Origin of the sequence: Pseudomonas sp. B21-031 (assembly GCF_024748985.1) — a bacterium.
GTDB lineage: Bacteria > Pseudomonadota > Gammaproteobacteria > Pseudomonadales > Pseudomonadaceae > Aquipseudomonas > Aquipseudomonas kermanshahensis.
In genome coordinates this window covers 490,334-511,339 of sequence record NZ_CP087181.1, presented here as the reverse complement: position 1 = coordinate 511,339, position 21,006 = coordinate 490,334, and the positions used below count along the sequence as shown (strand labels likewise).

19 protein-coding genes and 1 pseudogene are annotated in these 21,006 nt (G+C 62.6%); 6 read left to right on the top strand and 14 right to left on the bottom strand.

Annotated features, from left to right (window positions below; translation table 11 throughout):
• Positions 1 to 26: 26 nt before the first annotated feature.
• From LOY53_RS02225 to LOY53_RS02210, 4 genes are all read left to right on the top strand, one after another.
• Positions 27 to 809: an SDR family oxidoreductase gene (locus LOY53_RS02225; protein ID WP_027594413.1), complete on the top strand. Its 783-nt coding sequence runs from the start codon at positions 27 to 29 to the stop codon at positions 807 to 809.
• A gap of 64 nt (positions 810 to 873) precedes the next feature.
• A complete protein-coding gene (locus LOY53_RS02220; protein WP_027594412.1) occupies positions 874 to 1,212 on the top strand; it encodes a histidine triad nucleotide-binding protein in 339 nt (112 codons plus the stop codon).
• 65 nt (positions 1,213 to 1,277) lie between these two features.
• Positions 1,278 to 1,925 carry a 2-polyprenyl-3-methyl-6-methoxy-1,4-benzoquinone monooxygenase gene (gene coq7 / locus LOY53_RS02215; protein ID WP_099452734.1) on the top strand — a complete coding sequence of 216 codons (648 nt, stop codon included), beginning with the start codon at positions 1,278 to 1,280 and terminating at the stop codon, positions 1,923 to 1,925.
• A 10-nt stretch (positions 1,926 to 1,935) separates the two neighbouring features.
• Complete coding sequence (locus tag LOY53_RS02210; RefSeq protein ID WP_258703552.1) at positions 1,936 to 2,976, top strand: DUF2157 domain-containing protein; 1,041 nt, start codon at positions 1,936 to 1,938, stop codon at positions 2,974 to 2,976.
• A 138-nt stretch (positions 2,977 to 3,114) separates the two neighbouring features.
• Here LOY53_RS02210 and LOY53_RS02205 read toward each other — a convergent pair whose 3' ends face one another.
• On the bottom strand, positions 3,115 to 3,537 hold the full coding sequence (locus tag LOY53_RS02205; RefSeq protein ID WP_027594409.1) for an OsmC family protein: 423 nt from the start codon (positions 3,535 to 3,537) through the stop codon (positions 3,115 to 3,117).
• A 191-nt stretch (positions 3,538 to 3,728) separates the two neighbouring features.
• Between LOY53_RS02205 and crp the strand changes: the two genes are divergently transcribed.
• Positions 3,729 to 4,373, top strand: coding sequence for a cAMP-activated global transcriptional regulator CRP (crp, locus tag LOY53_RS02200; RefSeq protein ID WP_099455777.1), 645 nt, complete (start codon positions 3,729 to 3,731; stop codon positions 4,371 to 4,373).
• On the opposite strand, the gene LOY53_RS02195 is transcribed toward crp, so the two are convergent.
• The 4 genes from LOY53_RS02195 to LOY53_RS02180 form a co-directional block, all read right to left on the bottom strand.
• The gene (locus tag LOY53_RS02195) at positions 4,370 to 5,074 is read right to left on the bottom strand and encodes a lipoate--protein ligase family protein (protein ID WP_186681377.1); all 705 of its coding nucleotides are present in this window, start codon (positions 5,072 to 5,074) and stop codon (positions 4,370 to 4,372) included. The genes crp and LOY53_RS02195 overlap by 4 nt on opposite strands.
• A 144-nt stretch (positions 5,075 to 5,218) precedes the next feature.
• The gene (gene trpC, locus LOY53_RS02190; RefSeq protein WP_252826532.1) at positions 5,219 to 6,052 is read right to left on the bottom strand and encodes an indole-3-glycerol phosphate synthase TrpC; all 834 of its coding nucleotides are present in this window, start codon (positions 6,050 to 6,052) and stop codon (positions 5,219 to 5,221) included.
• Entirely contained in the window at positions 6,049 to 7,098 is a 1,050-nt protein-coding gene (gene trpD, locus LOY53_RS02185; RefSeq protein WP_027594405.1) for an anthranilate phosphoribosyltransferase, read from the bottom strand. Before trpD ends, trpC begins: the two co-directional genes overlap by 4 nt.
• A gap of 9 nt (positions 7,099 to 7,107) precedes the next feature.
• A complete protein-coding gene (locus LOY53_RS02180; RefSeq protein ID WP_099452730.1) occupies positions 7,108 to 7,701 on the bottom strand; it encodes an aminodeoxychorismate/anthranilate synthase component II in 594 nt (197 codons plus the stop codon).
• Between the two features lie 373 nt (positions 7,702 to 8,074).
• On the opposite strand from LOY53_RS02180, the gene estP reads away from it, so the two are divergent.
• Positions 8,075 to 9,964, top strand: a complete 1,890-nt coding sequence (gene estP, locus LOY53_RS02175) for an esterase EstP (protein WP_186681370.1) — start codon at positions 8,075 to 8,077, stop codon at positions 9,962 to 9,964.
• Positions 9,965 to 10,046: 82 nt separating this feature from the next.
• Here the strand turns inward: estP and trpE are convergent, their stop codons facing one another.
• The 9 genes and pseudogenes from trpE to LOY53_RS02130 form a co-directional block, all read right to left on the bottom strand.
• Positions 10,047 to 11,528: an anthranilate synthase component I gene (trpE, locus tag LOY53_RS02170; RefSeq protein WP_099452728.1), complete on the bottom strand. Its 1,482-nt coding sequence runs from the start codon at positions 11,526 to 11,528 to the stop codon at positions 10,047 to 10,049.
• Between the two features lie 70 nt (positions 11,529 to 11,598).
• The gene (locus LOY53_RS02165; protein ID WP_027594401.1) at positions 11,599 to 12,417 is read right to left on the bottom strand and encodes a phosphoglycolate phosphatase; all 819 of its coding nucleotides are present in this window, start codon (positions 12,415 to 12,417) and stop codon (positions 11,599 to 11,601) included.
• Positions 12,414 to 13,088 (bottom strand): ribulose-phosphate 3-epimerase, encoded by a 675-nt coding sequence (rpe, locus tag LOY53_RS02160; protein ID WP_027594400.1) that lies wholly within the window; start codon positions 13,086 to 13,088, stop codon positions 12,414 to 12,416. The genes LOY53_RS02165 and rpe overlap by 4 nt, the downstream gene beginning before the upstream one ends.
• Before the next feature lie 139 nt (positions 13,089 to 13,227).
• Positions 13,228 to 14,055, bottom strand: coding sequence for an ABC transporter permease (locus LOY53_RS02155; RefSeq protein WP_099452727.1), 828 nt, complete (start codon positions 14,053 to 14,055; stop codon positions 13,228 to 13,230).
• An 11-nt stretch (positions 14,056 to 14,066) separates the two neighbouring features.
• The gene (locus LOY53_RS02150) at positions 14,067 to 15,314 is read right to left on the bottom strand and encodes an ABC transporter permease (protein WP_252826530.1); all 1,248 of its coding nucleotides are present in this window, start codon (positions 15,312 to 15,314) and stop codon (positions 14,067 to 14,069) included.
• A 153-nt stretch (positions 15,315 to 15,467) separates the two neighbouring features.
• Entirely contained in the window at positions 15,468 to 16,502 is a 1,035-nt protein-coding gene (locus LOY53_RS02145; protein ID WP_252826529.1) for an ABC transporter substrate-binding protein, read from the bottom strand.
• A gap of 40 nt (positions 16,503 to 16,542) precedes the next feature.
• The gene (locus LOY53_RS02140; protein ID WP_252826528.1) at positions 16,543 to 17,667 is read right to left on the bottom strand and encodes an ABC transporter ATP-binding protein; all 1,125 of its coding nucleotides are present in this window, start codon (positions 17,665 to 17,667) and stop codon (positions 16,543 to 16,545) included.
• Between the two features lie 305 nt (positions 17,668 to 17,972).
• The gene (locus LOY53_RS02135; protein ID WP_252827372.1) at positions 17,973 to 18,605 is read right to left on the bottom strand and encodes a response regulator transcription factor; all 633 of its coding nucleotides are present in this window, start codon (positions 18,603 to 18,605) and stop codon (positions 17,973 to 17,975) included.
• Between the two features lie 7 nt (positions 18,606 to 18,612).
• Positions 18,613 to 20,977 (bottom strand): annotated as a pseudogene (locus LOY53_RS02130) (PAS domain S-box protein).
• Positions 20,978 to 21,006: the final 29 nt, after the last annotated feature.

Here is a 21,006-nt window from a genome sequence, read left to right as displayed (position 1 = left end):
CCCTCTTCAGCCCCAGGAGCCTTTGCATGACCCGTTACGCCATGATCACTGGTGCTTCCAGCGGCCTGGGCCTAGCCCTGGCGGAAGCGCTGGCACGGCGCGGGCGCAATCTGATCCTGGTGGCACGTCAGCGCGAAACGGTAGAGCCGGTGGCCATCGAGCTGACCCAACGCTTCGGTGTCGAGGTGTTGTTCCGCGCCTGCGACCTCAGCCAGCCGCTTCGCCTGTCGGGCTTCGTGCTTGAACTGGAAGAAGGTGAGCGGCGTATCGACCTGCTGGTCAACTGTGCGGGGCTGCGTACCTACGGGCCGTTCCTGGCCCACGAGTGGGCCGACGAGCAGGACCTGCTGGAGGTCAATATCCTGGCCATGAGCCGCCTCTGCCATGCCATCGGCAACCTGATGGCCGTACAGGGTGGCGGGCAGATCCTCAATGTCGCGGGCCTGGCCGGCGTCGCACCGGGCCCTTGGATGGCGGCCTACGCGGCCAGCAAAGCTTATGTGTTGAGCTTCTCCCAAGCATTGCGCGAGGAACTCAAGCGCACCGGCATCAAGGTCTCGGTACTCTGCCCTGGCCCGGTACGCTCTTCGCGCCGGCGCATTCCGCGGCTCGAGGGCAGCACGCGCTGCCTCAGCCCCGAGGAAGTGGCGCTGTACACCGTGCGCGCCCTGGACAAAAACCGCACGCTGATCACCCCCGGCCGGCGCAATCGCTGGCTGGCGTTCGCGCCGCGCCTGCTACCGCGCTGGCTGGTGCGCAAGCTCGCCGGGGTAATCCATCGCCGTTACTGCCCGGTCGGAATGGAATAGCCACTGGGCGAGCGGCGCCCGGCTGAGTACACTCGGCCCGGACCCTCACCATGGAGCAAGTGCTGTGGACGATTTATTCACCAGGATCATCAACCGGGAAATCCCGGCGAAGATCATTTACGAGGACGACCAGGTTCTGGCGTTCCACGATATCGCCCCTCAGGCGCCCGTGCATTTTCTGGTCATCCCGAAAAAGCACATCCGCACCCTCAACGATTTGACCGAAGAGGATAAAGGCCTGGCCGGCCACATCCTGTTCACTGCTCAGCGCCTGGCCAAGGAACTGGGTTGCGATGACGGCTTCCGCGTGGTCATGAACTGCAACGAACAAGGTGGGCAGACCGTCTACCACATCCATATGCACGTGCTTGGCCAACGCCAGATGCACTGGCCACCGGGCTGATCCAGGGCAAGCGACCCTTGCGCTATTGCGGTAAACTGTCGGGCACACTCTTGCGGAGGTGCCCGATGGCTACCGAACGTCACTACTCGCCGCTCGACCGCTTGTTGCTGCAGGCCGATACCGCCATGCGCACCTTGCTGCCCTTCAGCGGCCAACCGTCCCGCCCATCCCCGGCCATCGTCCAGCCGGATGCCGACCTGGACGACGCCCAGAGCCGCCACATTGCCGGCCTCATGCGCATCAACCATACCGGCGAAGTCTGCGCCCAGGCGCTCTACCAAGGCCAGGCCCTGACCGCCAAGCTGCCCCAGGTACGCAAAGCCATGGAGCACGCCGCCGAGGAAGAAATCGACCACCTGGCCTGGTGTGAACAGCGCATTCGCCAGTTGAACAGCCACCCGAGCGTGCTCAACCCGTTGTTCTACGGCATGTCGTTCGGCATTGGCGCCCTCGCCGGCCTGGTCAGCGACAAGGTCAGCCTGGGCTTCGTCGCGGCCACCGAGCATCAGGTGTGCAAACACCTGGACGAACACCTGGAGCAAATCCCGCCTGAGGACGAAAAGTCCCGCGCGATTCTCGAGCAGATGCGCATTGATGAAGAACAGCACGCCGAATCCGCCCTCGAGGCGGGTGGCTATCGCTTCCCTGCCCCTGTGCGTTTCGGCATGAGCCTGCTGGCCAAGGTCATGACCAAAAGCACGTACCGCATCTGAAGGCACCCCCATGACGGAACGTTTAAGCGCCAAGGACCTGGCGCGTGCCGTGCAAGCCGGCATCCTCCAGCCGGGCCAAGACCAGGCCCTGCTGCAGTTTCTGCGCCAGCAACCGTCAACACGTGGCAGCTTTCAGCTGGCGCACGTCGCCTTCTATTTCGGCGCCTTGCTCATCATGGCCGCCATGGGCTGGCTGCTGACTGAAGCCTGGATGTCGATCGGCGACTGGGCACTGCTGGCCATTGCCACCTTGTACATCGTCCTGCTAACCCTCTTTGCCCTTAATTTGCAACGGCGCGCTCAGCCGATTGCTGCCGGAGTACTGGCGGCGGTCGCGGTCAGCATCGTGCCGCTGGCGGTATTCGCCATCGAGCGCCTGGTGGGATGGTGGCCGATGGATGACAGGCAAACCGCCTATCACCAGTACTACACCTATGTGCAGGGTGGCTGGCTGATGATGGAAGCGGCAACTGTGATTGCCGGGTTGCTCATGCTAAGGCTGATCCCCTTCCCGTTCATCATGATGCCGATTGCCGTGGCGCTGTGGGTCATGTCGATGGACCTAAGCGAATGGTTCTATGGCTCGCCGTTCAGCTGGGAACAACGACGCGAAGTGTCGCTGTGGTTCGGCTTGGGCATGCTGCTGGTGTTTCTGGTGGTGGACGGCCGCACGCGTGAGGACTATGCCCACTGGGGGTATCTGGCTGGGCTTGCGGCATTCTGGGGCGGGTTGACCCTGGTGGACAGCGGTAGCGAACTGGGCAAGGCCCTCTACTGCCTGATCAATATCGGCCTGATGGGCATCGCCGTGCTGTTACGCAGGCCGGTCTTCATGGTGTTCGGGGCATTGGGCGTGGCGGCTTACCTGGGGTACCTGTCTTACGAGGTATTCGCCGAATCGCTGCTGTTCCCTGTGGTGGTGACGGTGATTGGGCTGGGAGTTATCTGGCTGGGTCTGGTTTACCAGAAGCGGCGGGAGCGGTTGAGCCAGGTATTCAGAAACGGTTTACCGCAATGGTTGCGAATGGCCCTTCCGGCATTACGTGACTGAAGATAGCAGGGGCCGCTTCGCGGCCCATCGCAGGCAAGCCAGCGCCTACAGGTTCAACGCAAGCCTCCAAAACGGCGCGGGCCTGTAGGAGCTGGCTTGCCTGCGATGGGCTGCGAAGCAGCCCCAACAATCCAGCACTTAACCCAGCTCTACAATCTCGTAACCGTGGGTAATCTCGACACCTGCACGCTCCAGCATGATCGAAGCCGAGCAGTACTTCTCCGCCGACAGCTCCACGGCGCGTTTGACCTGGGCTTCTTTCAAACCACGGCCCTTGACCACGAAGTTCATGTGGATCTTGGTGAACACCTTCGGGTCTTCACTGGCGCGCTCAGCCTCCAGGAACGCCTCGCAGCTTTCCACGGCCTGGCGAGACTTCTTCAGGATGCTCACCACATCAAAACTGCTGCAGCCACCCAGGCCCAGCAACAGCATTTCCATCGGGCGCACGCCCAGGTTTCGGCCACCGGCCTCGGGTGGGCCGTCCATCACGACGACATGCCCGCTCCCCGACTCGCCGAGGAACATCGCGTCACCGGCCCACTGGATACGTGCCTTCATCTACCCGGACTCCTAATTTTCGGAAAAGGGTGTCAGCTTAGACCTTGTATGGCTGTCGGAAAAGCTCAAGACGTGTCGGTTTAGTACCGAAACATCCTGTAGTGTCTGATAAGCTGGCGCCAAATGACTGGCGCGTTCTGCCAGACACTCTCTATAAGAAACCTATGCGTCGTATCGAACAGGATTTCGTGATGGTTGCCTCCGCCCTACCCGCCAAGATCAAGAACATCGACAAACTGCTGGTGCACTGCCAACGCCGCCGCTACTCCGCCAAGAGCAACATCATCTGCGCCGGCGACAAGGCCGAAACACTGTCGTTCATCATCAAGGGTTCGGTGACCATCCTGATCGAGGACGACGATGGTCACGAAATGATCATTGCCTACCTCAACAATGGAGACTTCTTTGGCGAGTTGGGCCTTTTCGAGCCCGTAGAAGGCGAGCAGCAGCGCAGCGCCTGGGTCCGCGCCAAGACTGAATGCGAAGTAGCAGAGATCAGTTACGACAAGTTTCGCGAACTTTCCCGCCAGGACCCCGACATCCTCTACGCCCTGGGCGGCCAGATGGCCCAGCGCCTGCGTAACACCACGCGCAAGGTTGGCGACCTGGCCTTCTTCGATGTCACCGGGCGTGTTGCCCGCTGCCTGCTCGAACTGTGCAAGCAACCCGATGCGATGACCCACCCGGACGGTATGCAGATCAAGATCACTCGGCAGGAGATTGGGCGTATCGTCGGTTGTTCGCGGGAGATGGTCGGCCGCGTCCTCAAAGACCTCGAGGAACGCAGCCTGGTGCAAGTCAAGGGCAAGACCATGGTGGTCTACGGTACCCGTTAGTCCTTGGGCAAATCGGCCAGCACCTTGGCATAAGCCTGTGACAAGCGCTCGAACCAGGGCGCTTGGGGCGCCACTTCGTGCAAGGCAATATGCGCATCGGCGCGGCAGCGCTGCTCCAGCTCGCAGCATTCGTTGAAGCGGTTGACTGCCGCGACCATCGATTCACGCTCGTTATCCAGCAGCAACGCGCCATGCACCAACACCACCGGGCGTTTGCCACCTAGCCCCTGGCGCCAGCGTTGGGCCGTGCCGACCAGTTTGCGGCCATTGAGGTTGACGTTATAGCGGCCGTCGCAGAACGCCCCGTCGATCTCGCCCACCGAAGCCACCCCGCCCCACTCGCGTAGTACTTCGCATAACGGCAGGCAAAGGCGCTCGTAGGCATTTTCGATGCGCCCATGGTCACCCTCACTGCGCGGCGCCACATAGACCAGCGCCACATTGACCGTGGCATGCGACTGCGGTACCGGCTCCCCACCGGTCTCACGCAACAGCACCGGCCAGCCAGCGATCGCCAGCTCGGCACAGGCAGCTTCGAAGTTGTCCAGGCGGCTCATGCGCCGCGGCATGACCAGGGCATGGTCGGTCGGGCGCCAGAACAGCACACCGCTGTCGCGTTCGCCGCGGCAGACGGCGGCCAGCAGGTCCTGTTCGGCATGCAGGCCTTGTTCAACGGTCAGGGCCAGGGGTTGATCGGTCATTGATCCACCTTTGATGTTGTTATCGATCCCCGCAGGTTCACCACAGCCCCAAGGGTGCCGAAGAACCTGTGGGTGCAGGTTTACCCGCGAAAGGGCCATTACAGGCATACAAAAAAGCCGGCAGTCACGCCGGCTTCGTTTCGATCAGTCCAGTTGCTGAACAGTCTTCTTCACCTGCTCCGGGAAGAACAACCGCTGCAATTCCAGCCCAGGCTGATCAGCGCGCATGAACGCCTCACCCACCAGGAACGCGTAAACCTCGTTGATTGCCATCAGCTCTACATCGGCCCGGTTGAGGATACCGCTCTCAGTAATCGCCAGGCGATCACGCGGAATACGCGGCAGCAGGTCAAGGGTGGTTTCCAGGCTGACCTCGAAGGTGTGCAGGTTGCGGTTGTTCACCCCCACCAGCGGCGTATCGAGGGTTTTCAACGCGCGCTCCAGCTCATCGCCGTCATGCACTTCGACCAACACATCAAGGCCGACATCCTTGGCCGTGGCGGCCAGTTCGGCCATCTTCACATCATCCAGCGCCGAGACGATCAGCAGCACACAGTCAGCGCCCAGTGCACGGGCCTCGACGATCTGGTAGGGGTCGATCATGAAATCCTTGCGGATCACCGGCAACGACACTGCCGCGCGCGCCTGCTGCAGGTACACATCCGCGCCTTGGAAGTAATCCACATCGGTCAGCACCGACAGGCAGGTCGCCCCGCCCTTCTCGTAGCTGACGGCGATTTCCGCTGGCACGAAGTGCTCGCGGATCACGCCCTTGCTCGGCGACGCCTTCTTGATCTCGGCAATGACCGCCGGCTGCTTGCGCTTGGCCTGCTCGATCAGCGCATTGGCAAAGCCTCGTGGCGCGTCGGCGGCCTTGGCCAGGCGCTCCAGCTCAGCCAGGCTGACCCGGGCACTGCGCTCGGCCACTTCCTCAACTTTGCGAGCGATGATCTTTTCCAGCACGGTCGGTACGCTCATGCTTCGTTCTCCAGCTTGAATACGGCGGTGAAGGCACCCAGCTCCTGCAGTTTTTCCCAGGCAAGGCCGGTGTGCAGCACGTCATGGGCAAGTTCCACGCCCTGTGCCAGGGTCATGGCATGGTCCGCGGCGTATAGCGCGGCGCCCGCATTGAGCACGATCATTTCCGCGGCTTTCTGGCCGTTCTCGGTCTTGCGTCGGCCCAGGGCATCACGAATCAGCTCGAAGGAGGCCTGCGGGCCTTCAACTGCCAGGCCGTGCAGGCTCTGGCTCTTCATGCCAAGGTCTTCCGGCTCTACCCAATACTCGGTGATCTGGCCATTTTTCAGCTCCGCGACAAACGTCGGCGCCGCCAGGCTGAACTCATCCAGGCCGTCCTTGGAATGCACCACCAGCACGTGCTTGCTGCCCAACCGCTGCAGCACTTCGGCCAGCGGGCGGCACAGGGCCTGGGTGAACACGCCGACCACCTGGTGCTTCACACCGGCCGGATTCGTAAGCGGGCCCAGCATGTTGAACAGGGTGCGCAGGCCCAACTCACGGCGCGGGCCTGCGGCGTACTTCATTGCCTTGTGATGGCTCTGGGCAAACATGAAACCGATGCCCAGGCTGTCGATGCAGCGGGCGACCTGCACCGGGGTCAGGTTCAGGTAGATGCCAGCGGCTTCCAGCAGATCAGCGCTACCGCTCTTGCCCGAGACCGCACGGTTACCGTGCTTGGCCACCGGGCAACCGGCCGCAGCGAGCACAAACGAGGAGGCGGTGGAGACGTTAAAGATGTTGGCGCCATCGCCACCGGTGCCGACGATATCGACCACCCCATCGAGGCTCTTCAGCTCGACCTTGTCGGCCAGCTCACGCATCACCGACACCGCGCCGACGATCTCGTCGATGCTCTCGCTTTTCATGCGCATGCCCATCAGGAAGGCGCCGATCTGCGCCTCGCTGCATTGACCGGTCATGATCTGACGCATGACGTCGCTCATTTCTTCGGTAGACAAGTCCAGATGACCGACGATGCGGCTCAGCGCGCTCTTGATATCCATGTTCGATCCTTAGCGGCGGCCGCCGGTCTGCTTGAGGAAGTTGGCGAACAGCTCGTGGCCCTGCTCGGTGAGGATGGACTCGGGGTGGAATTGCACCCCTTCAATATTCAGGGTCTTGTGGCGCAGGCCCATGATCTCGTCGACCGAACCGTCAGCATGGGCAGTCCAGGCAGTGACCTCCAGGCAATCGGGCAGCGTTTCACGCTTGACCACCAGGGAGTGGTAGCGGGTCACGGTCAGCGGGTTGTTGAGGCCGGCGAACACGCCCAGGTCGCGGTGCAGCACTGGGCTAGTCTTGCCGTGCATCACCTGGCGGGCACGCACGACATCGCCGCCAAATGCCTGGCCGATTGACTGGTGGCCCAGGCAGACGCCCAGAATCGGCAGTTTGCCAGCAAAGTGCAGGATCGCCTCGATCGACACCCCCGCCTCGCTCGGCGTGCAGGGGCCAGGCGAGACAACGATGCGCTCCGGGTTGAGGGCTTCGATTTCAGCGATGGTCATTTCGTCATTGCGAATGACCTTGACCTCGGCACCTAACTCGCCGAGGTATTGGACGACGTTGTAAGTGAATGAGTCGTAGTTGTCGATCATCAGTAACATCGGGCTAAACCTCTTGAATCTACTGACTTCAGAATACGAACCTTCCTACACCGCCCGCAGCATGGCATTGCCACTAAGGGCATTCGGAAACGGATAAGAAGGCAAACAGAAACGGGCCGGGCTGGCCGGCAGGAGATAAAGTCAGGCGCGCCAACGCCAACGGGCGTGGGCCTTGATAACGCGCATCAAGAGTTTGCTGACGATCAACACAGGATAGGTCTCGCTCATACGTCCCGGCACAGTAGCCTACCGGGGCGATGGGCGCAATATGCCTGTAAACACGGGGAAACGAATGGACTTGGGAGACAAGCCCCGCGATTTGCTATGGTCGATCGGGTAGTCCTCATAAAAACAAAGAAAAGGATGTTCTCTGATGCGAAAAGCTCCCTTGTTGCGCTTTACCCTCGCCTCTTTGGCCCTGGCCTGCAGCCAGGCATTCGCTGCCCCTTCCCCTTATTCGACCTTGATCGTATTTGGCGACAGCCTGAGTGATGCCGGCCAATTTCCTGACCTGACCGGCGGTACAGCAGGCCAGCGCTTCACCAACCGCGACGCCGACGGTAACTTCGCGCCGGTTTCGCCAATGATTCTTGGCGGTCGGCTGGGCATCGAGCAAGACGAACTCAACCCGTCCACGTCGGTCGGCATCCGGCCTGATGGCAACAACTGGGCAGTGGGCGGTTACACGACGCAGCAGATTCTCGATTCGATCACCGAGTCATCGAAAGTGATCGTACCCCCCAATGGACCTGCGCCAGGCTTTGTCTTCCGTGAACGCCCCGGCTACCTGGCCAATGGCCTGCGCGCCGACCCCAATGCGCTCTATTACCTCACCGGTGGCGGTAACGACTTCCTCCAGGGCCTAGTGAACAGCCCCGCCGACGCCGCCGCGGCTGGAGGCCGGCTGGCTGCCAGCGCCCAGGCCCTGCAACAAGGCGGCGCCCGCTACATCATGGTCTGGTTGCTGCCCGACCTGGGCCAAACGCCGAACTTCAGCGGCACCCCGCAACAGAACCCGCTGTCGCTGCTGTCGGGCGTGTTCAACCAGTCACTGCTCAATCAACTCGGGCAGATCGACGCCGAGATCATCCCACTGAACATTCCGGTATTACTGGGTGAGGCCTTGGCCAGCCCGACCCAATTCGGCTTGGCCAGCGGCCAGAACCTGGTTGGCACCTGCTACAGCGGTCAAGGCTGCGTCGAAAACCCGGTTTACGGCATCAACGGCGCCACTCCGGACCCAACCAAACTGCTGTTCAACGACTCGGTACACCCGACCATTGCCGGCCAGCAGTTGATAGCCGACTACGCCTACTCGATCATCTCCGCCCCCTGGGAACTGACCCTGTTGCCGGAAATGGCCCACGCTACCCTGCGCGCCCACCAGGACGAACTGCGCAACCAGTGGCAAACGCCCTGGCAAGCCGTGGGGCAATGGCAGGCCTTCGTCGCCACCGGCGCGCAGGACCTGGACTTTGACGGCCAACGCAGTGCGGCCAGCGGCGACGGCCGTGGCTACAACCTGACCCTGGGTGGCAGCTACCGTTTGAACGATGCCTGGCGCCTGGGCCTGGCGGGTGGCGTATACCGGCAGAAACTGGAGGCGGGTGAACAGGACTCCGACTACAAGCTCGACAGCTACCTGGCAACGGCATTTGCCCAATACCGCCAGGACCGCTGGTGGGCCGATGCTGCACTGACGGCCGGGCACCTGGACTACAGCGACCTCAAACGCACCTTCGCCCTGGGCGTAAATGACCGCAGCGAAAAAGGCGATACCGATGGCGAAGCGTGGGCGGTGACGGGCCGGCTGGGTTACAACCTGGCCGCCGAGAGCAGCCCGTGGCAACTGGCGCCGTTCATCAGCGCCGACTATGCCCGGGTCAAGGTCGATGGTTATGACGAGAAGAGCGGGCGCTCGACAGCGCTGGGCTTCGATGACCAGGAACGGACCTCGCGGCGGCTGGGCATCGGGCTGTTAGGCAGTGTGCAGGTGGCAACGGGGACGCGGCTGTTTGCCGAGGTTGCCCAAGAGCACGAGTTCGAGGATGACCAACAGGACGTGACGATGCACCTGACGACGTTGGCCGCGCACGACTTCACCCTGACCGGGTATACGCCGCACAGTGACCTCACCCGGGCCAGCTTGGGCTTGAGCCATGAGCTGATGGCGGGGGTGCATGTGCGAGGGAATTACAACTGGCGCAAGAGTGATGAGTTGACGCAACAGGGGGTGAGCCTGGCGGTAAGCTTGGACTTCTGAGTGATTTGGGCCCTGAGGAAGCGGGTTCACCCGCTCCCTCATGCCGGCGAGGGGCTGCACAGCAGCCCCCAAATTCCCAGCATTACTTGGCCGACGTCTGCTCAGCCAAGGCCACCGCGCGGAACATCGCGCGGCGCTTGTTGATGGTTTCTTCCCACTCCAGCGCCGGCACGGAGTCGGCCACGATGCCGCCACCCGCCTGCACATGCAGCTCGCCGTCCTTGATCACCGCGGTGCGGATGGCAATCGCGGTGTCCATGTTGCCGTTCCAGGCAAAGTAGCCCACTGCACCGCCGTAGACGCCACGCTTGACCGGCTCCAGCTCGTCAATGATCTCCATGGCGCGAATTTTCGGTGCACCCGACAAGGTGCCGGCTGGCAGAATCGCCCGCAATGCATCCATGGCGGTAAGGCCTTCACGCAGCTGACCGGTGACGTTGGACACGATGTGCATCACATTGGAGTAACGCTCGATCACCATCTTCTCGGTCAGGCGCACGCTGCCGGTCGAGGACACACGGCCCACGTCGTTGCGGCCCAGGTCGATCAGCATCAGGTGCTCGGCAATCTCTTTCTCGTCCGACAGCAAGTCGTCTTCCAGCGCACGGTCGGCTTCTTCCGTCGCACCCCGTGGACGCGTACCGGCGATCGGGCGCACGGTGACCAGGTTGTCCTCGACACGCACCAGCACTTCAGGCGAACTGCCGACCACATGGAAGTCGCCGAAATTGAAGAAGTACATGTACGGCGTCGGGTTGAAGCAGCGCAACGCACGGTACAGGTCGATGGGCGCAGACTTGAAGTCGATCGACATGCGCTGGGACGGCACCACCTGCATGCAGTCACCGGCCAGGATGTACTCTTTGATGCGGCCAACCGCGTTCTCGTAATCCTCGCGGGTATAGCTGGAGCGGAATTCCGGCTCGGCGGCGAGCGGGCCGCTCAGGTCCAGGCCACGGCGCGGGGTAATCGGCTGGCGCAGGGTCTCCAGCAACCCAGCCAGGCGAGCCTTGCCTTGTTCGAAGGCCTGCTCTTCGGCCGGATCGACCAGCACGATTGCATGCATCTTGCCCGCCAGGTTGTCGAACACCACCACGGCGTCAGACACCATCAGCAGGATATCCGGCACGCCCAGCGGGTCCGGGTTCGGGCTCGCGCCCAGACGCTTCTCCACATAGCGCACGCAGTCATAGCCGAAGTAGCCGACCAGACCACCGTTGAAACGCGGCAGCCCGGGAATATCCGCGACCTTGTAGCGGTCCTTGAACGACTCGACGAAGGCCAGCGGGTCTTCGACGTCGTGGCGCTCTACCTCGACGCCATCCTGCAAGATACTGACGTGGTAGCCATGCACACGCATCACCGTGCGCGATGGCAGGCCGATCATCGAATAACGCCCCCACTTCTCGCCGCCCTGTACGGACTCGAGTAAATAGGAGTTGGGCTGGTCGGCCAGTTTCAGGTAGATCGACAGCGGCGTGTCGAAGTCGGCCAGGGTTTCACAGGCCAGGGGGATGCGGTTGTAGCCGGCAGCGGCCAGGCGCAGGAATTCTTCGCGGGTCATGAGTAGCCTCGTGGCAAGCAGCAGTAAGGTCAGGCAAACGGACGGGCCGGCAGGGGCCGGCAAGCAGAAGTCAGGCGCGCCAACGCCAACGGGCCAGGGCCTTGATGACTTTCATCCAGAATTTGCCAGTAACCGCCACGGTGGACTCTCTGTCTTGTGAGGCTTGAAGGTCCGCCAACGTTATCCCAGTGGCCGGGTCTGCGCAACCGGGCAGCAGTGCACGCAGGTCGTCGATCACCAGGCTCGGCGATTCGTCGTTGATCGGCCGGCCGTGGTTGTAGCCGTAAGTCAGGCCCACGCACTGCACACCCGCGGCCTTGGCGGCCAGCACATCGCTGCGCGAATCCCCGACGAACAGCGACTGTTGCGGCGTGACACCGGCCATCTGCATGACGAACAGCAGTGCTGCGGGGTCGGGTTTCTTTTGTGGCAGGGTGTCTCCGCCGATGATCCAGCGGAAGTAGCGACCGATCTTCATCTGGTCCAGCAGCGGGGCGACGAAGCGCTCGGGCTTATTGGTGATCAGCGCCATCTCCACGCCTTGCTTGCGCAGCCAGCGCAGGGTGTCGCGCACGCCGGGGTAGACCACGGTCAGTTCATGGCTTTCGGCATAGGCCTCCATGAACAGCGCCAGCGCCTGTTCGGCCAGCGCATCGTCGACCGAGGCATGCTCGATGCCCCCGGCCAGGGCCCGGCGCACCAGCACCTGGGCACCGTTGCCAACCCAGTGGCGTACGGCGTCCAGGCCCGCTGGCGGGCGCCCAAGTTCGAGCAGCATGCGGTCCACGGCGGCGGCCAGGTCTGGCACGGAGTCGATCAGGGTACCGTCCAGATCGAACATCACCAGCCTTGGCAGCGTCCCTGGGAACAGCTGCTCGAAGCCGCTCATGGGCGGGCCTGGGCCAGTTCGGCGCGCATTTTGGCGATGACTTCCTGATAGTCCGGGGCATTGAAGATGGCCGAACCGGCGACGAAGGTGTCAGCGCCAGCAGCGGCGATTTCGCGGATATTGTTGACGTTGACGCCACCGTCGATTTCCAGACGGATATCACGGCCACTGGCGTCGATCAGCGCGCGCGCCTCACGCAGCTTGTCGAGGGTGCCCGGGATGAACTTCTGCCCGCCAAAGCCTGGGTTGACGCTCATCAGCAGGACCATGTCGACTTTGTCCATCACATACTTGAGGACATCGAGGCTGGTCGCCGGGTTGAACACCAGGCCGGCCTTGCAACCACCGTCGCGGATCAGCTGCAGCGAGCGGTCGATGTGCTGGCTGGCTTCCGGGTGGAAGGTGATGTAAGTGGCGCCGGCTTCGATGAAGTCGCCGATGATGCGGTCGACCGGGCTGACCATCAGGTGCACATCGATCGGGGCAGTAACACCGTACTTGCGCAAGGCAGTACAGACCATCGGGCCGATGGTCAGGTTGGGGACGTAGTGGTTGTCCATCACATCGAAGTGAACGATGTCGGCACCCGCGGCCAGCACCTTGTCGACGTCCTCGCCCAGGCGGGCGAAATCGGCGGAGAGAATGGAGGGGGCAATAGCGTAGGGCTGCATGGCGCACCTGTAGGTCAGAATCACGGTGGCGCGCATTGTAACTCAGGCGAACGGGTAGAGGCTGATTGGTATCAATCCGTGTCGACCGGTGCCCATCTATTGCCAGTGCCCGCGTAAAGGCCGGCACTGGCAACATCAGTCAAGCAGGCTGCTGAGTTCTCAGCTTCTCGCTACGCCCACGCAACCACTCCAAGGTCAGCAGCAGCACCACCGAAAACGCGATCAGCAACGTGGCCGCCGCCGCAATCGTCGGGCTCAGGTTCTCGCGGATACCGCTGAACATCTGCCGTGGCAAGGTCGCCTGCTCAGGCCCGGCGAGGAACAACGTCACCACCACCTCGTCGAACGACGTCGCAAAGGCAAACAACGCACCCGAGATCACCCCCGGGGCGATCAACGGCAGCGTCACCCGGCGGAACGCCACCAGCGGCGAAGCACCCAGGCTGGCCGCAGCGCGCACCAGGTTGTAGTTGAAGCCCTGCAACGTCGCCGACACGGTGATGATGACGAACGGCACACCCAACACCGCATGCACCAGGATCAGCGAGGTAAAGCTGTTGCCCATCCCCAAGGGTGCGAAGAACAGGTAACTGGCCACACCGATGATCACCACCGGCACCACCATCGGCGAAATCACCAGCGCCATCACCAGCGACTTGCCCGGGAAGTCGCCGCGGGTCAGGCCAATCGCCGCCAACGTACCGAACACCATCGCCAGCACCGTGGCCGCCGGGGCGACGATGATGCTGTTCTTCAGTGCCCGCATCCACTCGGCAGAGCCGAAGAAGTCCTGGTACCACTGCAGCGAAAAGCCTTGCAACGGGTACACCAGAAAGCTGCCACTGTTGAACGACAGTGGCACGATCACCAGCACCGGCAAGATCAGAAACAGCAGGATCAGGCCGCAAAGAATGCGCAGGCTGTAGAACCAGACCCGCTCCACGGGTGACATGTAAGGGCTCAGCATGACAAGGCTCCTCAGCTCAGGCGCAGGCGGCTGGCGCCGACCAGCCAGCTATAGATCAGGTACAACAGTACGGTCGCCAGCAGCAGCAGACCGCCCAGCGCGGTCGCCATGCCCCAGTTGATGCTGGTGTTGGTATAGAAGGCCACGAAGTAGCTGACCATCTGGTCGTTCGGGCTGCCCAGCAATGCCGGGGTGATGTAGTAGCCAATCGCCAGGATGAACACCAGCAGGCAGCCCGCGCCAACACCGGCGTAGGTCTGCGGGAAGTACACCCGCCAGAAGCTGGCGAACGGGTGGCAACCCAGCGAAATAGCTGCACGCATGTAGCTGGGCGAAATGCCCTTCATCACGCTGTACAGCGGCAGGATCATGAACGGCAGCAGGATATGGACCATCGAGATGTACACACCGGTGCGGTTGAACACCAGCTCCAGCGGTTCATCGATGATGCCCATGGCCATCAGCGCACTGTTGATCAACCCGCCCGACTGCAGCAGCACGATCCACGCCGCCACCCGCACCAGGATCGAGGTCCAGAACGGCAGTAGCACCAGAATCATCAGCAGGTTGCTCTGCCGGGCCGGCAGATTGGCCAGCAAGTACGCCAGTGGGTAGGCCAACACCAGGCAGATGGCGGTGATCACCACACCCATCCACAGGGTGCGGGCAAAGATATCCAGGTAAATGGCCTGGTCAGGCGTGGCCTTGGCCAGCTCGCCAAGGTCATCGATACGGTGGTCGAGCGACGCCAACAGGTAGAACGAGGTGACCGAGCTGGTATTGCGGCGGATCGCCTGCCAGTAGGCGGGGTCGCCCCAACGCTCATCAAGGGTTTGCAGTGCTTCTTTATAGGAGGCAGGTTCAGCCTTGAACGGCAACGCCCGGGCGGTCTTGGTCAACAGGCTGCGGTAGCCCGCCAGTTCCATGTTCAGGCGCTTGGAGAGGTCGCCCAGGGTCTGGTTCTTGCGCGACTCGGCCAGGTCCTGGCTCAGTGCCTTGTATACCTCCTCACCGGGTAAGCTCTTGCCATCCCACTGCGACACCGCTTCAACGGTACGCGGCAGGCCGGCGACCACTTCCGGGTTGCCGACGCTCTTGTACAACAGCGCCGCGATCGGCACCAGAAACACCAGCAGAAGGAACAGCGCCAGCGGCGCGATCAACGCCTGCGCCTTCCAGCGGTTGACCCGCTCGGCGTGCTTTAGGCGCTGCTTGAGACTTGGACCTGCGCCTTCGTTGAGGGGCACTGCAATGGCCATGGCGAACTCCGTAAAAACCGGCTGAAATCAGGGCTGCCGCGCAGCCATCGCCGGCAAGCCGGCTCCCACAGATACAGCGCTGGGCTCAGGCGCTACGCCTGGCCTGTGGGAGCCGGCTTGCCGGCGATGAGCCGCGTAGCGGCTCCTTGTCGTTTACTTCTTCGCCGCCCAGGCGTTGAAGCGTTGCTCCAGCTGCTCGCTGTTGTCAGCCCAGAAGGCCACGTCGATCTGCACCTGATTGGCGATGTTCTCAGGCGTGGTCGGCATGTCTTTCTTCACCTCGTCCGACAGCAGGCTGACGGCCTTGGTATTGGCCGGGCCGTAGGCGATGTTCTCGGAGTAGGTTTTCTGCTGCTGGGGCTGGACGCTGTAGGCGATGAACTTCTTCGCCTCTTCGACGTTCTTGGCGCCTTTTGGAATCGCCCAGGCATCGAAGTCGTAGATGCCGCCGTTCCACACCACCTTGAGGTTGCTCTCTTTCTGCACGGCGGCGATCCGGCCGTTATAGGCCGAGCTCATGACCACGTCGCCCGAGGCCAGGAACTGCGGCGGTTGGGCGCCCGCTTCCCACCACTGAATGCTGGGTTTGAGTTCGTCGAGTTTCTTGAAGGCGCGGTCCTGGCCTTCCTTGGTCGCCAGCACCTTGTACACATCCTTGGGCGCAACGCCGTCGGCCATCAAGGCGAATTCCATCGTGTACTTGGCGCCTTTGCGCAGGCCACGTTTGCCCGGGAACTGCTTGGTGTCCCAGAAATCGGCCCAGCTGGTAGGCGCCGTCTTGAGCTTGTCAGCGTTGTAGGCCAGTACCGTCGACCAGACGAAGAAGCCCACGCCGCATTGCTGGATGGCACCCGGCACATAGTCGGCTGCATCGCCGAACAGAGCGGGGTCGAGCTCCTCGAACATGCCCTCGTCGCAACCGCGAGACAGCTCTGGCGACTCGACTTCCACCAGGTTCCAGGACACGCTCTTGGTGTCGACCATGGCCTTGACCTTGGCCATTTCACCGTTGTACTCACCGGCGACGATCTTACCGTTACCCGCCTTTTCCCACGGCTCGTAGAACGCCTTGACCTGGGCGGCCTTGTTGGCACCACCGAAAGAGATCACGGTCAGATCGGCCGCCATGGCCTGGCCAGCGGCGAACAGCCCCAGGGCCAGGGCGGTCAGTTTCAACTGCTTGTGCATTATTATTCTCTCCACAGTACAGGGTTGGTGAAGCAATCCATCAATGGGCTTCGGCAATCGGATCGAGCGCGCGGGCGTGCTCCACCTCCCAGCCCAGCGGTACCACATCGCCCACGGCCAGCGCCGGGTCGAGCTCGGCGATCGGCTGCTTCACGAAGAAGTCGGCCTTGCCACAGACTTCCAGGCGCACCCGTACGTGGTCGCCCAGGTAAATGAACTCGGCCACACGGCCAGAGAAGCGGTTGACGCAACGTTCGCTGTGGCCATTGAGGCGCACCCGTTCCGGGCGGATCGACAAGGTCACCGGCTCGCCGGCCTGGCCGACGTTCACCGCCAGTGCCTCGACCCGCTCGCCCCGCGCCAGCTGCACCTGGCAGCGATGGCCATCACTGGCCAGCAGGGTGCCGTTGATGCGGTTGTTTTCACCGATGAAGTTGGCGACGAAGGTGTTGCACGGCTTTTCATAGAGGGTGCGTGGGTCGGCGATTTGCTGGATTTCGCCCTGGTGGAACACCGCCACCCTGTCGGACATGGTCAGCGCCTCACCCTGGTCGTGGGTCACGTAGACCACGGTCACACCCAGGCGCTGGTGGATATGCTTGATCTCCATCTGCATGTGTTCACGCAGCTGCTTGTCGAGCGCGCCCAACGGTTCGTCCATCAGCACCAGCTGTGGCTCGAACACCAGGGCCCGCGCCAGGGCCACCCGCTGCTGCTGGCCACCGGACAATTGGCCGGGGTAGCGCTTGGCAAAGGCATTGAGCTGCACCATGTTGAGCACCCGCTTGACCCGCTCGCTGATGTCGGTCTTGCTCAGGTTGCGCACAGTCAGCGGGAAGGCCAGGTTCTCGGCCACGGTCATGTGCGGGAACAGCGCGTAGTTCTGGAACACCATGCCGATGTCGCGCTTGTGCGGCGGCACGTTGTTGATCGAGCGCCCGGCCAGCTGGATCTCGCCGGCGGTGGGGGTTTCGAAACCGGCCAGCATCATCAGGCTGGTGGTCTTGCCCGAGCCGGACGGGCCGAGCAAGGTGAGGAACTCGCCCTTGCGGATGTCCAGGTTGAGGTCTTTGACGATCAGCGACTCGCCGTCGTAGCTCTTCTGCACACCACGGAAGCTGACCAGCGTTTCGCTGGTTGCAGCGTTCGAATTCGCCTCGCTCATGCCTGCACCTTCTTGTTGGATGACTGCGTAGGCAAAGACTAGACAAGACGCAAGCGCCCGAAAATCGGGGGTACTGAGAGAATGCCATCATCCAGATGGAAGATTCTGTGTAGGGATCGCCCTACAAGAATGGCGGGATTGGAATAGACCCCAGGCACACCACTTCACCTTGTGGGAGCGGGCTTGCCCCGCGAATCCGCCACCCCAGACAATGAGGTTGAGCTTGCCGGCCCTTTCGCGGGGCAAGCCCGCTCCCACAGTACTCGCTCATTGCCGACCGTCAGGCCATGTCGCAACCAGAACACTCAGACCAGCTTGTGCTCCATGGCGTACTTCACCAGTTCCGCCAGCGAGTTCACCTTGAGCTTCTGCATCAACCGCGCCTTGTGGGTACTGATGGTCTTGCTCGACAGCGCCAGTTGCTGGGCAATGTCGTTGACGTTGGCGCCCTGGGCCAGGCGCTCGAACACCGAAAACTCCCGCTCCGAGAGCAGCGTGTGCAACGGCCGGGACTCGGTCAGGCCCACCTCGAAGACCATGCGGTCGGCCAACGCGGGGTCAATATAGCGCCCGCCCGCGGCAACCCGGCGAATAGCGGTCAGCAGCAAGGCAGGGTCACTGTCCTTGGTGGCATAACCTGCGGCACCGGCCTTGAGCGCCCGCGCTGCCATCTGCGCCTCGTCATGCATCGACAGCATCAGGATCGCCGGAGGGTCGTTCAGGGCGCGGATTCTGGGGATGGCCTCAAGGCCGCTGACGCCGGGCATCGAGATATCCAGCAACACCACTTCACACGGCATATGGCGCAAGGCTTCGAGCAACTGCTCGCCATTGCCGGCCTCGCCCACCACTTGCATGTCCTTGGCCAGGCCAATCAATTGCTTGATGCCTTCACGGACAATCGTGTGGTCTTCCGCCACCAGCACTCGAATCACGATCGGTCTCCTACTCCAACGGAATGGCCACGCTCAGGCTGGTGCCCTCGCCCGGTTCACTGTCCAGCGTCATGCTGCCACCCAGCATCAGCACGCGCTCGCGCACGCCCACCAGGCCGAACGAGGTGGGCCGGGTCTGATCGCGGCAAAAACCCGTGCCGTCGTCGCTGACGGTCATGCGTAACTGCCCCGCTTCACGCACCAGCTCGATCTCTACGCTGTGCGCCTGGGCATGGCGCATGACATTGGTCAGCGCCTCCTGAAGGATACGAAACAGCCCGGTCGCCTTGGCATCACTCAATGCTGGCAGATTATCCGGTACCTGCACCAGGCAGGGAATCTGTGTACGCGCCTCGAAACGCCGTGCTTGCCACTCGATGGCCGAGGCGATACCGGCGTCGAGAATGGGCGGGCGCAAGGCCGTGGCCACGTCGCGTACCAGTTGGAACAGCTGCGCGATCAGGCGCTTCATGCTCGACAAACGCTCGTTAAGCCCCGGGTCCAGCTCGGCAAAGGCCAGCTCACACATCGAGACTTCGAGCTTGAGCACGGTCAGCATCTGCCCCAGCTCATCGTGCACTTCGCGGGCGATGCGGGCCTTTTCTTCTTCGCGCACGCTCTCCAGGTGCGCCGACAGTTCGCGCAGTTGCTCTTGGGAACGCGCCAACGCCAGTTCTGCCCGCTTGCCCTGGGTGATGTCCCAGACGATACCGTCCCACACCACCCGGCCATCGGCCAGGCGTCGGGTACTGGCCTTGATGTCGGCCCAACGCTGTTCACCCTGGCGCGTGAGGATGCGCCCTTGCCAGGACCAGTCCTGGTTGCTGGCCAAGGCCAGGTCCTGCACTCGGTGGTAGTCGCTGCGGTCTTCGGGGTGCACCAGGTTGCGCAGGCCCATCTGCGGGTGCTGAATTTCGGCAGGTGCGTAGCCGACCAAGGCCTCGCTGCCTTCGCTAATGTAGGGGAATTCCAGGTCGCCTTCGGCCGGGTCACGTTCCAGCCGGAACACCAGCCCCGGCACGTTGCCGGCGATGCCTTTGAGGCGCGCTTCACTTTCGCGCAGCGCTGCCAGTGCGCGGTGGCGCTCGGTGACATCGGCGATATACACCACCAGGTACTCGGCATCACGAAAACGCAGGAAGCTTAACGAAAGCTCCACCGGCAACACGCTGAGGTCGGCGCGCTGGCAGTGGGTCTCGAATTGCCCCACACCCCCTAAGCTCCAGCCAACGGTCCATGTTCAGGTTTGGCTCGAAGTCGCTCAGCGGGCGCTCCAGCAACGCGCCCTCACCGTAGCCCAGCATGCGCTCTGCGGCATGGTTGGCATAACGGACATGGCTGTCCCAATTGACCCATAAAATGCCCACGGTGCTCTGGTCGATGGCAAACTGGCTCAGCCGCAGCGCCTCTTCACGCACTTGGCGCTCAGCCAGGTTCTCGCGGGTGGCCAGCAGGCTACGTTCCAGTTGGCGCTGCTGGCGGCGCTGCCAGACCAACGTGGCCAGCGCACACAGCAACAACATGCCAAACAGCATGGCGAGGTTTTGCCAGAAGCCGGCCGACTCGCTCAAGCGTGGGTACTTGGGTTGCAACCAGCGCTGGTGAAGTTGCTCCAAGGCCTTGGCCGGCATGGCCTGCAGGCCCCGTTCGAGCACGTCGGCCAGCAACGGCCAGTCGCGCCGCGAACCCACCCGCAGCAGCTGCGGCAGGCCAATATCGCCAACCACCGCCAGCTCGCCGAACTCGCTTTCACGCGACAGGCGGCTGAGCTGGGCTTCATCGAGCACCGCGTAGCTGGCCTGGCCACCGACGATCAACTGCAAGGCCTCGCGTTCGTTGGGCACGCCCTGCAGGTTGAGCGTGCCATAGTTGCTGCGCAGGTAGTCCGCCAACGGGCTGGGCATGCGCACCGCGACACGCTGATCGGGTTCGAGTTTTTCAAGCTCAACTGCCATGGCGCCTGTGCGTGGGCCGACCACCAGCTGCGGCACGCGCATGTACGGGTCGCTGAACAGCCACAGCCGCAGGCTTGCCGGGGTTTGTGTAAGGCCGGGGGCAAAATCGATTTCACCGGCCTGCAACGCGTGCTCGAGGCTGGCCTGGTCGGCAAAGTTGCGCCAGGTGAGGTCAAGCCTCAGTGCCTGCGCCAACGCGTTCACCAACTCGACGTTGGCCCCGTACAGTTGCTGTAAGCGCCGGTCGAACTGCGCATAAGGCGCTTGCAGCACCAGGCCGACGCGCAGGCTGCGGTGGGTGTCCAACCACTGCTGTTGCGCGGGTTCAAGGGCAACGCTCGGCACGGCTTCTGGGCTGGCCAAAGCGATCAAGGGTAGCCACAAGCAGCCGATAACCAACAGGCGACGCATTCGCTTCATCTACACGCTCGTCTTGGCAAGGGCGGCCC

Bases quoted from the DNA above. Each gene is read 5' to 3' on its own strand.
- LOY53_RS02225 (WP_027594413.1), top strand. From the start codon at position 27: ATGACCCGTTACGCCATGATCACTGGTGCTTCCAGCGGCCTGGGCCTA.
- coq7 (WP_099452734.1), top strand. From the start codon at position 1,278: ATGGCTACCGAACGTCACTACTCGCCGCTCGACCGCTTGTTGCTGCAG.
- LOY53_RS02210 (WP_258703552.1), top strand. From the start codon at position 1,936: ATGACGGAACGTTTAAGCGCCAAGGACCTGGCGCGTGCCGTGCAAGCC.
- LOY53_RS02205 (WP_027594409.1), bottom strand. From the start codon at position 3,537: ATGAAGGCACGTATCCAGTGGGCCGGTGACGCGATGTTCCTCGGCGAG.
- crp (WP_099455777.1), top strand. From the start codon at position 3,729: ATGGTTGCCTCCGCCCTACCCGCCAAGATCAAGAACATCGACAAACTG.
- LOY53_RS02195 (WP_186681377.1), bottom strand. From the start codon at position 5,074: ATGACCGATCAACCCCTGGCCCTGACCGTTGAACAAGGCCTGCATGCC.
- trpC (WP_252826532.1), bottom strand. From the start codon at position 6,052: ATGAGCGTACCGACCGTGCTGGAAAAGATCATCGCTCGCAAAGTTGAG.
- trpD (WP_027594405.1), bottom strand. From the start codon at position 7,098: ATGGATATCAAGAGCGCGCTGAGCCGCATCGTCGGTCATCTGGACTTG.
- LOY53_RS02180 (WP_099452730.1), bottom strand. From the start codon at position 7,701: ATGTTACTGATGATCGACAACTACGACTCATTCACTTACAACGTCGTC.
- estP (WP_186681370.1), top strand. From the start codon at position 8,075: ATGCGAAAAGCTCCCTTGTTGCGCTTTACCCTCGCCTCTTTGGCCCTG.
- trpE (WP_099452728.1), bottom strand. From the start codon at position 11,528: ATGACCCGCGAAGAATTCCTGCGCCTGGCCGCTGCCGGCTACAACCGC.
- LOY53_RS02165 (WP_027594401.1), bottom strand. From the start codon at position 12,417: ATGAGCGGCTTCGAGCAGCTGTTCCCAGGGACGCTGCCAAGGCTGGTG.
- rpe (WP_027594400.1), bottom strand. From the start codon at position 13,088: ATGCAGCCCTACGCTATTGCCCCCTCCATTCTCTCCGCCGATTTCGCC.
- LOY53_RS02155 (WP_099452727.1), bottom strand. From the start codon at position 14,055: ATGCTGAGCCCTTACATGTCACCCGTGGAGCGGGTCTGGTTCTACAGC.
- LOY53_RS02150 (WP_252826530.1), bottom strand. From the start codon at position 15,314: ATGGCCATTGCAGTGCCCCTCAACGAAGGCGCAGGTCCAAGTCTCAAG.
- LOY53_RS02145 (WP_252826529.1), bottom strand. From the start codon at position 16,502: ATGCACAAGCAGTTGAAACTGACCGCCCTGGCCCTGGGGCTGTTCGCC.
- LOY53_RS02140 (WP_252826528.1), bottom strand. From the start codon at position 17,667: ATGAGCGAGGCGAATTCGAACGCTGCAACCAGCGAAACGCTGGTCAGC.